This is a genomic window from Staphylococcus sp. NAM3COL9, assembly GCF_001431205.1.
Lineage (GTDB): Bacteria > Bacillota > Bacilli > Staphylococcales > Staphylococcaceae > Staphylococcus.
The window spans coordinates 56,335-68,835 of record NZ_LGPC01000013.1 but is presented as its reverse complement, the minus strand read 5'-3'; the positions used below and the strand labels follow the sequence as shown (position 1 = coordinate 68,835).

The 12,501-nt window shown below is 34.0% G+C and carries 15 protein-coding genes and 1 pseudogene; 1 reads left to right on the top strand and 15 read right to left on the bottom strand.

Going from position 1 to position 12,501, the window contains the following annotated elements; all coding sequences use genetic code 11:
• Positions 1 to 381: pseudogene (locus ACA31_RS06945) on the bottom strand (transglycosylase); the annotation flags it as partial.
• Positions 382 to 887: 506 nt separating this feature from the next.
• Entirely contained in the window at positions 888 to 1,280 is a 393-nt protein-coding gene (locus ACA31_RS06940; protein WP_057512618.1) for a single-stranded DNA-binding protein, read from the bottom strand.
• 190 nt (positions 1,281 to 1,470) lie between these two features.
• On the opposite strand from ACA31_RS06940, the gene ACA31_RS06935 reads away from it, so the two are divergent.
• On the top strand, positions 1,471 to 1,911 hold the full coding sequence (locus ACA31_RS06935) for a YwpF-like family protein (protein WP_057512617.1): 441 nt from the start codon (positions 1,471 to 1,473) through the stop codon (positions 1,909 to 1,911).
• Between the two features lie 69 nt (positions 1,912 to 1,980).
• Here the strand turns inward: ACA31_RS06935 and fabZ are convergent, their stop codons facing one another.
• The 13 genes from fabZ to wecB all read right to left on the bottom strand — a co-directional run bounded on the left by fabZ (position 1,981) and on the right by wecB (position 12,492).
• Positions 1,981 to 2,421 (bottom strand): 3-hydroxyacyl-ACP dehydratase FabZ, encoded by a 441-nt coding sequence (gene fabZ, locus ACA31_RS06930; protein WP_057512616.1) that lies wholly within the window; start codon positions 2,419 to 2,421, stop codon positions 1,981 to 1,983.
• A 57-nt stretch (positions 2,422 to 2,478) separates the two neighbouring features.
• Complete coding sequence (murA, locus tag ACA31_RS06925; protein WP_057512615.1) at positions 2,479 to 3,744, bottom strand: UDP-N-acetylglucosamine 1-carboxyvinyltransferase; 1,266 nt, start codon at positions 3,742 to 3,744, stop codon at positions 2,479 to 2,481.
• A 107-nt stretch (positions 3,745 to 3,851) separates the two neighbouring features.
• Positions 3,852 to 4,085 (bottom strand): DUF1146 family protein, encoded by a 234-nt coding sequence (locus ACA31_RS06920; protein ID WP_057512614.1) that lies wholly within the window; start codon positions 4,083 to 4,085, stop codon positions 3,852 to 3,854.
• A 320-nt stretch (positions 4,086 to 4,405) separates the two neighbouring features.
• Positions 4,406 to 4,810, bottom strand: coding sequence for a F0F1 ATP synthase subunit epsilon (locus ACA31_RS06915; RefSeq protein ID WP_057512613.1), 405 nt, complete (start codon positions 4,808 to 4,810; stop codon positions 4,406 to 4,408).
• 19 nt (positions 4,811 to 4,829) lie between these two features.
• Positions 4,830 to 6,242: a F0F1 ATP synthase subunit beta gene (atpD, locus tag ACA31_RS06910; RefSeq protein ID WP_057512612.1), complete on the bottom strand. Its 1,413-nt coding sequence runs from the start codon at positions 6,240 to 6,242 to the stop codon at positions 4,830 to 4,832.
• 22 nt (positions 6,243 to 6,264) lie between these two features.
• Positions 6,265 to 7,131 carry an ATP synthase F1 subunit gamma gene (atpG, locus tag ACA31_RS06905; RefSeq protein WP_057512611.1) on the bottom strand — a complete coding sequence of 289 codons (867 nt, stop codon included), beginning with the start codon at positions 7,129 to 7,131 and terminating at the stop codon, positions 6,265 to 6,267.
• A gap of 30 nt (positions 7,132 to 7,161) precedes the next feature.
• A complete protein-coding gene (atpA, locus tag ACA31_RS06900) occupies positions 7,162 to 8,673 on the bottom strand; it encodes a F0F1 ATP synthase subunit alpha (protein WP_057512610.1) in 1,512 nt (503 codons plus the stop codon).
• Between the two features lie 21 nt (positions 8,674 to 8,694).
• Complete coding sequence (locus ACA31_RS06895) at positions 8,695 to 9,234, bottom strand: F0F1 ATP synthase subunit delta (protein WP_057512609.1); 540 nt, start codon at positions 9,232 to 9,234, stop codon at positions 8,695 to 8,697.
• The gene (locus ACA31_RS06890; protein ID WP_057512608.1) at positions 9,234 to 9,761 is read right to left on the bottom strand and encodes a F0F1 ATP synthase subunit B; all 528 of its coding nucleotides are present in this window, start codon (positions 9,759 to 9,761) and stop codon (positions 9,234 to 9,236) included. The genes ACA31_RS06895 and ACA31_RS06890 overlap by 1 nt, the downstream gene beginning before the upstream one ends.
• A gap of 96 nt (positions 9,762 to 9,857) precedes the next feature.
• Positions 9,858 to 10,064 carry a F0F1 ATP synthase subunit C gene (atpE, locus tag ACA31_RS06885; RefSeq protein ID WP_002507076.1) on the bottom strand — a complete coding sequence of 69 codons (207 nt, stop codon included), beginning with the start codon at positions 10,062 to 10,064 and terminating at the stop codon, positions 9,858 to 9,860.
• 39 nt (positions 10,065 to 10,103) lie between these two features.
• Positions 10,104 to 10,826: a F0F1 ATP synthase subunit A gene (atpB, locus tag ACA31_RS06880; protein ID WP_002507075.1), complete on the bottom strand. Its 723-nt coding sequence runs from the start codon at positions 10,824 to 10,826 to the stop codon at positions 10,104 to 10,106.
• Positions 10,827 to 10,854: 28 nt separating this feature from the next.
• Positions 10,855 to 11,205 carry an ATP synthase subunit I gene (locus ACA31_RS06875; protein WP_057512607.1) on the bottom strand — a complete coding sequence of 117 codons (351 nt, stop codon included), beginning with the start codon at positions 11,203 to 11,205 and terminating at the stop codon, positions 10,855 to 10,857.
• Positions 11,206 to 11,358: 153 nt separating this feature from the next.
• Positions 11,359 to 12,492, bottom strand: a complete 1,134-nt coding sequence (wecB, locus tag ACA31_RS06870) for a non-hydrolyzing UDP-N-acetylglucosamine 2-epimerase (protein WP_057512606.1) — start codon at positions 12,490 to 12,492, stop codon at positions 11,359 to 11,361.
• Positions 12,493 to 12,501 lie beyond the last annotated feature (9 nt).

The window sequence follows — 12,501 nt, the reverse complement described above, 5'->3', positions numbered from 1 at the left end:
AGAAGTTGACTCTTGTTGTGGTTGTTGCGTTGCTTCAGTTTTTGGTGCTTCTTGTTGTGCTGGTGCTTCTTGTTCTGCTGGTGCTTCTTGTTGTGCTGGCTCAGCTGCTTGTTCTACTGGTGCTTCAGTTGACCCTCCACCAAAGCTCCAGCTAAAGTTTGTACCATCTGATTCAAAGCTATAGTCTGTACCATTATAATTAAAATCTATATTATAAGCGCCTTCTTGTACAGGTGCTTCATTTAATTGTTCTGAATTTGATTGAGCTAATTGAGCTAATTCCGCTTTGTCTACGCCTTGTTCTGAAGCGTCAGCTGAATTTACTGCTCCTGTTACGCCTAATCCTAGTGCTAAAGTTGATGCGATTACTGTTTTTTTCATTGTTAAAAAGTCCTCCTATAAGGTGATTAATTTATTTTATGATTAATTTGCAAGTACAACTATACCATTCAAAAAATCTTTGTAGGTTACAGATAAATAAAAAAAACAAGATTTTTTTTACAAACTAATTACATCACTAATACTCATTTTTATGTATAATTAAGCTGTAAACATTATCGTGATAACCTTTTGTACTATTATTGCTTATATATCTTCGTAATAGATTCGTAATTAAACTGATTATTCAGTATTCTGAAAATGAGATTTATAGCATTTTCAGAATACTTTGCGAATTGAAATTTACAGTACTTTTACATTCATTTTTTTAGTCGTATGTATGTATCGATATAATATGTAAAGCTATTCCTCTAGATTGGGCATTATTAAGAGGAATAGCCTGAAAGAAGTATAATTGATAGTAGGATTTAATGTATATTAATTAGAATAGTTTAATGTGGGATAATTTTTAAGTGGGAGTTTTATACAATTTCGTATATATCATTGTCTTAAATATTAATTTCATTGACTGATTCATGATCTTGCTCTAATGGAAATGGCTCAAAAAGTTCATCAGTTTCATTTTTAGTTCGTGGAGACATGAATTTAATCGTTTCTATATAAAGTTCTGATACAAAATGCATCTGTCCTTCTTTTTCAAATTTACGTGATTGCATTTGTCCTGTAATACCTACAAGTGATCCTTGATTGATATACTTTTCAATATTGTCAGCAATTTTACCAAATGCTTTACAATATAAATAATCACAGACTGTATTTTGATCTTTATCTTTATAGTTTCTATTTACTGCTACACAAAGGGTAGCTAACTTCTTCCCCTCCTTTTCATAAATTTTAGGATCTTTTGTTAATCGTCCTACAATGACGATGTTATTTATCATAGCTCACCTCCTTTGTGTTTTAATCATAATTAAATTTATAAATTGAGTCAAAACTCATATTTTCATAAATCAAAAAGTAAAGTACTACTAATTTCCACAAATTTCACCTTTCTCATTTAAAATTACGTTATAATGATTATATAAATGCAATTATAGTAAATTTTAAATTAATCAATTGGATGTGAAGACGATGAAAACATTTAAAGCCGTTCGATTTCAAATCGTATCAGAAAATGGCGGAGTTACTGAATATGAATTAGAAGATGGGGTCATTATAAATAAAGAAAATAGTGGTACTGGCTGGTTGCTTGAAATCGTCATTTCAGACTTCCATTATGAAACTATGAAACAGCATATGAATAATAAAGATCTCTTGGATATTCGTGTTGTCATTACACGTCCAGCCAATGATCCTGCGCTATTTGACGCAACTATTAAAAATATCAGCCAATTAGATGGCACTATTTCTGTAGTTTTTGAGTGTCACATCTATACTTTGAGACAAGTTTATGCAGAAAGCTTATTAGAACAGTTGATTGATGAAGGTTTAACTGGTGAAGAATTAAAAAAATCATTTAATCGTATGATGCAATCTAAACCAAGGCTTAAAGATGAAAGATTCGAAAAGTAAAGTAAATGCTAAACATAAAAATGCCTTAAGGATTTAGTGTAATTCACAAACCCTTAAGGCATTTTTTATTTACGCTTTATCTTGTATTGCAAATGTTAATTCACAACTACATGCAAGTTGACCATCAACAGTTGCTTTCGCACTCCCTTTTCCAATTGGCCCACGCATCTTCGTTATTTCAACTTCTAACTGTAAAGTATCACCTGGCGTTACTTGTTTCTTAAATCGACATTTATCGATACCCGCAAATAACGCAAGTTTGCCTTTATTTGCTTCACTATTTAAAATAGCTACCGCGCCTGTTTGTGCTAAGGCTTCTGTAATTAATACACCTGGCATAACTGCAAATTCAGGAAAATGTCCTTGGAAAAATGGCTCATTTCCAGAAACTTGTTTAATAGCAACACAACGCTTGCCCTCTTCATATTCAATCACGCGATCTATTAATAAAAAAGGTTGTCTGTGTGGGATAATATCTTTAATTTGATTATAATCGAAAATTGTCTCCATCGTTTGCTTCCTCCAAATCTTCATTCGTTACGAGTTCTATTTTAATACATTAAAGTATTAATTTTGTGTACGTTTGATATCTGCACCTAAAGATTTTAATTTACCATGTAAATTTACGTAACCTCTATCTAAGTGTATTAGCTCAGTAACTTGGGTTGTCCCACCAGCTACAAGTCCTGCTAAAATAAGTGCCGCTGCTGCACGTAAATCTGTTGCTTTTACTTGAGCGCCTTGAAGCTCGCTTTTACCTTCGATTTTTGCACTTCTGCCTTCAACCGTTATCTTAGCGTTCATGCGTTTAAATTCTCCAACATGCATAAATCTATTTTCAAACACTGTTTCAGTCACTACTTTATGACCGTCTGCTGTAAGTAATAGTGCCATCATTTGTGATTGCATATCTGTTGGAAAACCTGGGTGAGGAAGCGTCTTAATATCTACAGGATTTAATGGGCCATCTGCTGTAACACGTATCGTATCACCTTGATAATCTAGGTTTACTCCCATTTCTTCTAATTTATAAACTAAACTTGTCATGTGTTCTTTGATAGCTCCGTTTACAATTATATCACCACGTGTAATTGCACCTGCAATAAGTAATGTACCTGCTTCAATTCTATCAGGAATAATTGAATGTTCCACACCATGTAATGCTTCAACGCCATGAATCGTTATCGTATCCGTACCTGCGCCTACTACATTACCACCCATTTCATTGATATAGTTTGCTAAATCAACAATTTCTGGTTCACGTGCTACGTTTTCTAATACTGTTTTACCTTCAGCTAATGATGCAGCCATAATGATATTCTGAGTCGCTCCAACACTTGGAAAATCTAAGTGAATTGATGTACCTTTCAATCCATTTGCAGTGCTGGCATAAATAAAGCCACCATCCATATGGATATCGGCGCCCAACTCTTCAAAACCTTTGATATGTTGTTCGATAGGTCTTGAACCAATTGCACAACCACCTGGCAATGCAACTTTTGCATGACCTAGACGAGCTAATAATGGACCCATGACAAGTATACTTGCTCTCATTTTGCTCACATACTCATATGGTGCCTCTTCGTTTAATTCCTTTGTGGCATCAACAGTAACAGATTCTTCTTCTTTATTATATGAAACATCTGCATTTAATGTTGAAATCACATTATTAATCGTCTCCACATCACTAAGTGCTGGTACATTCATAAGCTTACTAACACCTTTTGATGCTAATAGTGAAGCAGTTAATACTGGTAATACAGCATTTTTTGCACCTGATACTTTTACTTCACCAGTTAATCTATTTCCACCATTAATCTCTATCATATCCATCTTAAATCCTCCACTTAACTACTTTTATATTTTATTAAAATTATTCTTTTTTTATGTACTCTTAAATTATTATATCTGTAATTCAATCAAAGATACAGGTATTTGGTTTATTGTGCTAAATATTTTATTTGAGTTGAAAATTGTAGTAAATCTACAATAAAATTACTTACTGCTGTTCCTAACAATATTGCTAAAAATATCATACATATTTGAACTTGTACTGGATATCCCTTTTTAAAAAATTGCTCTAACCTTATTGAATTAAGAGCCCAATAAGCAACACAAATACATAACACATGTAAGATAAGATGTACAACTGAGAATTGTCCTAAATACTCCATAAGCCATGCTCCTCACTTTATACTATTCAACTATTTTACACGATATTGGCTCTAAAAGATACTTAAGAACAGTAATCCAACCCTTAATATCACTAAATGTTATATTTTGCTATTCCCTAATTTTATAAAAGATATTCATATTAAATATAAGGATAAAAATTTTTATGTATATAGCGTAATAACATTTTCTATATAGTAATTAAAACGATTTATTTATAAGTCATCCTTCAATAAAATTACACATTGTAATAGCGTTCAACAATATTATAATCAAAAAAATGAAGTTCCTTTTATTAGGAACTTCAAATTTTAAATAATATTTATTGTAAGTTAGCGACACGAATACGGTTGTTAGCACGTTCTAATGCACGCTTAGCTCTACTAATGTCACTATTATCTTCTTCATTATTTATATGCGATTCTGCTCTAGATTTAGCTAATTCTGCTCTAGCTACATCTATTTCATTAGCAGGTTCTGCAGTTTGTACAATAACAGATAATTTATCTTGTCTAACCTCAACAAAACCTTCACTCACTGCAATATATTCTGAACCATTATCAAAGTTAATTTTGACATAGCCAATTTCAAGTGCTGCAACTGTTGGAATATGTCCATACATGACACCGATCTCACCTGCAGTTGTTTGGAATACTGCAAGATGAACATCTTCTCGGTTGTTAACAGAACCATTAGGAGTGACAATATTTAGGCTTAATGTGTTCATTATCCATACCTCCTAATTTTTAAACTTCAACACCCATGTCTTTAGCTTTAGCAATTACTTCTTCCATACTACCAACAAGACGGAATGCATCTTCTGGGATATGGTCATAATCACCATCTAAAATTGCTTTGAAACCTTCTACAGTTTTTTGAACTGGAACGTAAGAACCTTTTTGACCAGTGAATTGTTCTGCTACGTGGAAGTTTTGTGATAAGAAAAACTGAATACGACGTGCGCGTTCTACAGTTTGTTTATCTTCCTCCGATAATTCATCCATACCTAAAATAGCAATGATATCTTGCAACTCTCTATATTTTTGTAATGTAGATTGTACATCACGTGCTATTTCATAATGATCTTGTCCAACAATTGTTGGGTCAAGTGCTCTTGAAGTAGATGCTAACGGATCAACCGCTGGATAAATACCCATTTCAGTTAATTTACGTTCTAAGTTTGTAGTTGCATCTAAGTGAGCAAATACTGCTGCTGGCGCAGGGTCCGTATAGTCATCAGCAGGTACGAAAACGGCTTGGATTGAAGTAACAGAACCTTTGTTTGTTGATGTAATACGTTCTTGTAATTGCCCCATTTCCGTACCTAATGTTGGTTGGTACCCAACAGCTGAAGGCATACGACCTAACAATGCTGACACTTCTGAACCAGCTTGTGTAAATCTGAAAATGTTATCAACGAATAGTAGTACATCTTGTCCTTGTTCGTCACGGAAATATTCTGCCATTGTTAAACCAGATAATGCTACACGCATACGTGCACCAGGCGGTTCATTCATTTGACCAAATACCATTGCAGTTTTCTTAATAACACCACTTTCGCTCATTTCGAAGTATAAGTCATTACCTTCACGTGTACGTTCACCAACACCAGCAAATACTGAAATACCACCATGTTCTTGAGCAATGTTATTAATTAATTCTTGAATTAATACAGTTTTACCAACACCGGCTCCACCGAATAAACCGATTTTACCACCTTTGATATAAGGTGCTAATAAATCGATTACTTTAATTCCTGTTTCTAAAATTTCAACTTTAGTAGATAATTCATCGAATGCAGGTGCTTCTCTATGAATTGGATCACGTCGAGCTGAATCTTCGATTTTTTCATCTAAATCAATTGTATCGCCAAGTACATTGAATACTCGACCTAGTGTAATATCTCCAACTGGTACGCTGATACTTTCACCACTATCTCGAACTTCTGTACCACGTTTAACACCATCAGTCGAATCCATTGCAATTGTACGTACTACATTATCGCCAAGTTGTAATGCAACTTCTAATGTAAGCGTGACAGTACCTTCATCTTTTTCAACGTCGACTGTTAAAGCATTATTAATTTCTGGAACTTCATTGTGCTCAAAGCGAACATCAATTACTGGACCCATAATTTGTGTTACACGGCCTAATCCCATGCTTTTTTGCCTCCTTTAATAATTATTCAAGCGCAACTGATCCACCAACAATTTCAGTAATTTGTTGCGTGATTTCTGCTTGTCTAGCTCTGTTATATTCAATTGATAAATCATCAATAATATCTGTCGCATTATCTGATGCATTTTTCATAGCAGTCATACGAGTCGCATGTTCACTTGCTTTCGCATCTAAAATCGTTCCATATATTAAACTCTCTACATATTGAGGTAGAATAACGCTTAAGATTGCTTCTTTGTCTGGCTCAAATTCATATGAAGACATTTGACCATGTCCTAAACTTGAATCTTCTGGAGACAATGGAAGTACGGTTTTCATGGAAGGTTTATTTTCTAATACACTCACGAAATGGCTATAATAGATTTTAACCTCATCTACTGCTTCATCGCTATATAAGTCAATCGCCTTTTTAGCGATAGCTTGTATTTCTTTAAATGAAGGTTGATCAGGTACTTCCACAAGTGAATCATGAATTTCATAACCTTTATTTTTAAGAAAATCCACACCAGTTTGTCCTAAGACTAAAATTGAATATTCATCTTTGCTAGCATGCTTATTCTCAATATCGTTAACTAAATGCTTCAATACATTTGCATTATATGCGCCGGCCAAGCCTTGATCACTTGTAATGACAATATAGCCACTTTTCTTCACTTCACGTTGTTGTAACATTGGGTGATTTGAATTTTTATCTGCACCAGCAACCGCAGTAATTGCATCTTGCATTTTTTCCATATAAGGTCTAAATTGATTTGTATTTCTTTCAGCACGACGTAATTTAGAACTTGAAACCATGTTCATTGCTTTCGTAATTTGTTTCATTTTTTTAGTTGATTTTATACGTGTATCAATCTCTTTAAGAGATCCCATTATCTCACCACCTTTTATTTACTATAACTATTATGCTTCTGTTTTACTGAAAGTTTTTTTGAATTCAGTAATAGCTGATTCAAATGCATCATCGTTAGGTAAAGCACCAGAGGTTTTGATTTCGTCTAATAATTCAAAGGCATTTGATTTCGCCCATTGATTTAATTCTGATTCAAAACGAGTGATGTCTTTAACTGGAATATCATCTAAATAACCTTTAGTTAGAGCATAAATAATTAATACTTGATTCTCTACAGGTAGTGGTTGGTTTTTATCTTGTTTTAAAATTTCTACAGTACGTTTACCACGCTCTAATTTTTGTGCAGTAAATTCATCTAAATCAGAACCAAATTGAGCAAATGATTCTAACTCACGGAATGACGCTAAGTCTAAACGTAAAGTACCAGCAACTTTTTTCATTGCTTTAATCTGTGCAGAACCACCAACACGTGATACTGATTGACCAGCATTGATTGCAGGTCTTACACCAGAGAAGAATAAGTCTGATTGCAAGAATATTTGTCCATCAGTGATTGAAATAACATTTGTTGGTACATATGCTGCGATATCCCCAGCTTGTGTTTCGATAATTGGTAATGCAGTAATTGAACCGCCACCTAATTCATCGTTTAATTTTGCTGCTCTTTCTAATAATCTACTATGTAAGTAGAACACGTCACCAGGGTATGCTTCACGGCCTGGAGGTCTACGTAATAGTAATGATAGTTCACGATAAGCCGCAGCTTGTTTTGTTAAATCATCATAAACAATTAATACATCCTTGCCATCGAACATGAATTCTTCAGCCATAGCTACACCAGAATACGGTGCAATATAAAGCATTGGTGCTGGATCAGCTGCAGAAGCAGAAACAATAATTGTATAATCCAACGCGCCTTCTTGACGTAATTTTTCAACGTTTGCACGTACAGTTGAATCTTTTTGACCAATTGCAACATAAATACAAATCGTATCTTGATTTTTTTGATTTAAAATCGTATCAATTGCAACTGTCGTTTTACCAGTTTGACGGTCACCTATAATTAATTCACGCTGTCCACGGCCAATTGGTACTAATGCGTCAATCGCTTTAATACCTGTTTGTAGTGGTTCATCAACTGATTTACGATCCATTACACCAGTTGCTTTTTTCTCAACTGGGCGTGTTTTTGTTGTGTTAGCAGGTCCTTGTCCATCTATTGGTTGTCCTAATGGATTAACAACACGGCCAAGTAATTCTTCACCAACAGGAACTTCCATAATACGTCCAGTACGTTTTACTTCGTCCCCTTCTTTAATGTCGCCGTAAGGGCCTAAAATTACGACACCTACATTTGACTCTTCTAAGTTTTGTGCTAAACCTAGAACGCCGCTATTAAATTCTACTAGCTCACCAGCCATAACATCATTTAATCCGTGGATTAATGCTATGCCGTCACCTATTTGTAGTACTGTACCTACATCAGTAACAGCCATTTCTGACTCATAATTTTCTATTTGTGAGCGAAGTAATGCACTGATTTCTTCAGCTTTAATGGCCATCTATGTCACTCCTTAAATTTTTTATTTCACTCTAATAAATTGTTTCTCTAATTGTGCAAGGTCATTTTTAATACTTGCGTCCATGACTTTTGTTCCAACTTTAACTCGGACACCGCCGATAAGCTCTGGATTAATTTTATTTGTAATCATGATTTTAGAGTAATTTGTACGTGATTTGATTATCATATCAATATGTTCTAAATCTTCATCTGACAATTCATACACTGATTCAACTACAGCATATTCTTGATTATGATGTTGATTAAATAAAGCTTCAAATTCTATATATATTTCATGAATGTAAGAAAGATGACGGTTACTTGCCAGAATCGTTAACATGTTTTGTAAGTATTGATTGGCATGACCAAACACTACTTTTGCAAAACTGCGACGCTGTTGTACATCTTTTTGTGGGTCTGCATCCAATGCTTGTAATTTTTTTGTTTCAGGTTGTACTGCTTCGTTGATAGTTGAAAATTCTTCGTACATCATTTCAAGATTGTTTGTGTCTTTAGCAGTATCAAATAAAGCCTTGGCATATTTTTTTGCTATGATAGCCATTATTTATCGCCTGCCTCTTTAATGTACTTTTCAACTAATTCTTTTTGATCTTTGCCTGAGATTTCTTTTTGAAGTACTTTTGATGCAATCAATACTGAAAGCTCAGAAACTTGATTATTAATATCAGCAATTGCACGTTCTTTTTCACTGTTGATTTCATTCTGGGCTGTTTCAATCATGCCATTTGCTCTAATGTTTGCTTCATGAATAATTTCTTCATGCTGTTTGCGGGCTTGGACTTTAGAATCCTCTAAAATCTTTTGAACCTCATCTTGTGTTTCTTTTAGCGTTTGTTTGTTTTGTTCTTCTAACTTATGTGCATTTAATTTAGCTTGTTCAGCATCATCTATATCTTTATTAATATCATGTTCACGTTGATCCATTACACTTTTTAATGGGCCCCAAGCGAATTTTTTCAATAAAGCTACTAATATAAGAAAAGTTACAAGGGTAACAAAAATTGTTCCCCACTGAACACCACTAGTGTCAGCCGCACCAAGTACGAACATATTTGTCGTAGCAGTCACTTACATAGACACTCCTTTCATTCATTATAATTATAAGATATATTGATAAAAACGAACGGCGAAAGTCTACAAGACTTCGCCATAAAACTGGTTTAATTATAGTGACATGAAAGCGATAACTACACCGATGATTGGTAGTGCTTCAACTAAGCCAACACCAATGAACATAATACCCATTAATTGACCACGTGCTTCTGGTTGACGTGCTACACCTTCTACTGTTCTTGAAACGATAAGACCATTACCAATACCTGCACCTAGTGCTGATAAGCCGATTGCGATTGCTGCTGCGATTAAATTCATTTATAAATCCTCCTATTTTTCTTTTTAAATTTTTTTTAATTAATGACTGTCCTGAACTTTATGGGACATGTATACCATTGAAAGCATTACAAAAATATAAGCCTGAATCGTACCAATAAATATTGAGAACCCTTGCCAAACAATTAAACCTGGGATACCAATCAACCATCCCCATGCTGGGAAACCGATAACTAAACCTGCTAATAAACCAAGCAGCAACTCACCTGCAAAGATATTACCGTATAGTCGTAAACCTAATGTCAATGTTGAAGTGAATTCTTCAAAGATATTAATAGGTAATAAGAAAATAGGTTTAGTATAGTTCTGGAAGTATCCTTTTGGACCTTTAATTTTAACACCATAATAATGCGTTAAGAGGATAACTAAAGTTGACAATGTCAGAGTAACAGTTGCATCAGCTGTTGGTGATTTCCACCACAGTGTGTGACCTGAAATTAATTGAAAAGGTAATCCAATCATATTACTGACAAATATGAAGAATATTAATGTAACAGCAAGAAAATGGAATTGACCACCTTTAGACCATGCCATGTTACTTTCGATAACTCCTCTTACAAAGTCAAAAACCCACTCTATAAAGTTTTGCTTACCAGATGGACGTTTCTTGAGGTTGCGTGTACAAATAATAGCTATGACAAAAACAATAAGCGCTGTAATAACCAACATCATAATTGATGATAGATTAAACACGATGTCTAGACCGAACACATTCCAACTGACTAGAGGGTCTTTATGATCCATGCTTTCTCACCTCTTTCATATTAAGATTTTATTCCTTGTGTAAAAATGGTTTTAAAACCATTAAAACATAAGAAATCATTAAACCAACAACCACACCAATTATATTTATATAGTCCTTATAAAAATACCAAGTACAACATGCAAGTATCACAATCAAATATCTCCAAACGTTGCCCGTTGAAATATGTATATTATCTTTTTGTTTAGCTTTCGCTAAGTAAAACTCGAAAGTAAAAGTATTAATAAGTGATCCAATCATGCCTATGATAAGTCCTAAAATAAATGGCGAACTTGTGAAAATAAACACAAATAACAGTATAACTATACCATATAAATAAAATTGTATATACTGTTGAAAAATGATGTTGAAACGTTTCATTACTGTGCCTCACTTCATTTTTTCATTCAATGATGAAAACCATTTCAATCATACAGTTTTAATAATAATATAGGGCGGTAAAGGTGTCAATTCTATTCAAAATGTAGTTTAATTTTTTGCACATTTGTCACAGAAACGACACATTTACCACAATTAATATTTAAAAAAACTATGCTTTTTGGGAATTAAGTGAAAATAATACTTTATATTTTCACAAATTCTATTTGATGCATTGCCATCACCATAAGGATTGCGTGCTTCACTCATTGATTTGTACAATTGCTTGTCTTCTAATAATGATTGCGTAGCATCAAAAATCATTTGCGCATTTGTACCAACAATTTTCAGTGTGCCTGCTTCTACACCTTCTGGTCTTTCAGTTGCTTCTCTTAAAACTAATACCGGTTTACCTAGAGATGGTGCTTCTTCTTGAACTCCACCTGAATCCGTTAATATCAAATAAGACTGATGCGCAAAATTATGAAAATCAACTACTTCTAATGGTTCGATCAATTCAATTCGATCATGATTAGATAAGTATAAATCTGCAATTCTTCTTACTTTTGGATTTTTATGTACAGGGTAAACGACTACTACATCTTCATATTTATTGACAATATCTCTTACTGCTTTAAAAATATGCTCCATTGGCTCCCCAATATTTTCACGTCTATGAGCAGTTAGTAAAATAATACGTTTATCTTTATGTCTGTCGATAATATCAGATTGATAATGTTCATGTATGGTAGTCTTCATAGCATCAATTGCAGTATTTCCAGTTACAACTACAGTATCTGACGGTTTATTTTCCGCAATAAGATTTTCTGCAGCATTATTAGTAGGGGCAAAATTCAAATCTGCCATTACCCCTACCATTTGTCTATTCATTTCTTCAGGAAATGGAGCATACTTATCCCAAGTTCTTAAGCCTGCTTCCACATGGCCAATAGGAATTTGATTATATAATGCTGCCAAACTTCCAGCGAAAGTTGTCATGGTGTCACCATGCACAAGTATCATATCTGGTTGTTCTTCCTTAATAACGTCCTCTAGTCTAGTCAAAATACGAGAAGTAATTTCAGATAATGATTGGCCTTGCTTCATAATATCCAAATCGTAATCTGGTGTGATATGAAAGCTTTCCAGTACAGAATCTAACATTTCTCTATGCTGCGCAGTAACTACTACTATCGGTTCCAACTCAGCATCATCTCGCAATGCTAATACAAGCGGCGCCATTTTCACTGCTTCAGGACGTGTCCCGAATACAGTCATTATCTTCTTCATTCTACTCCA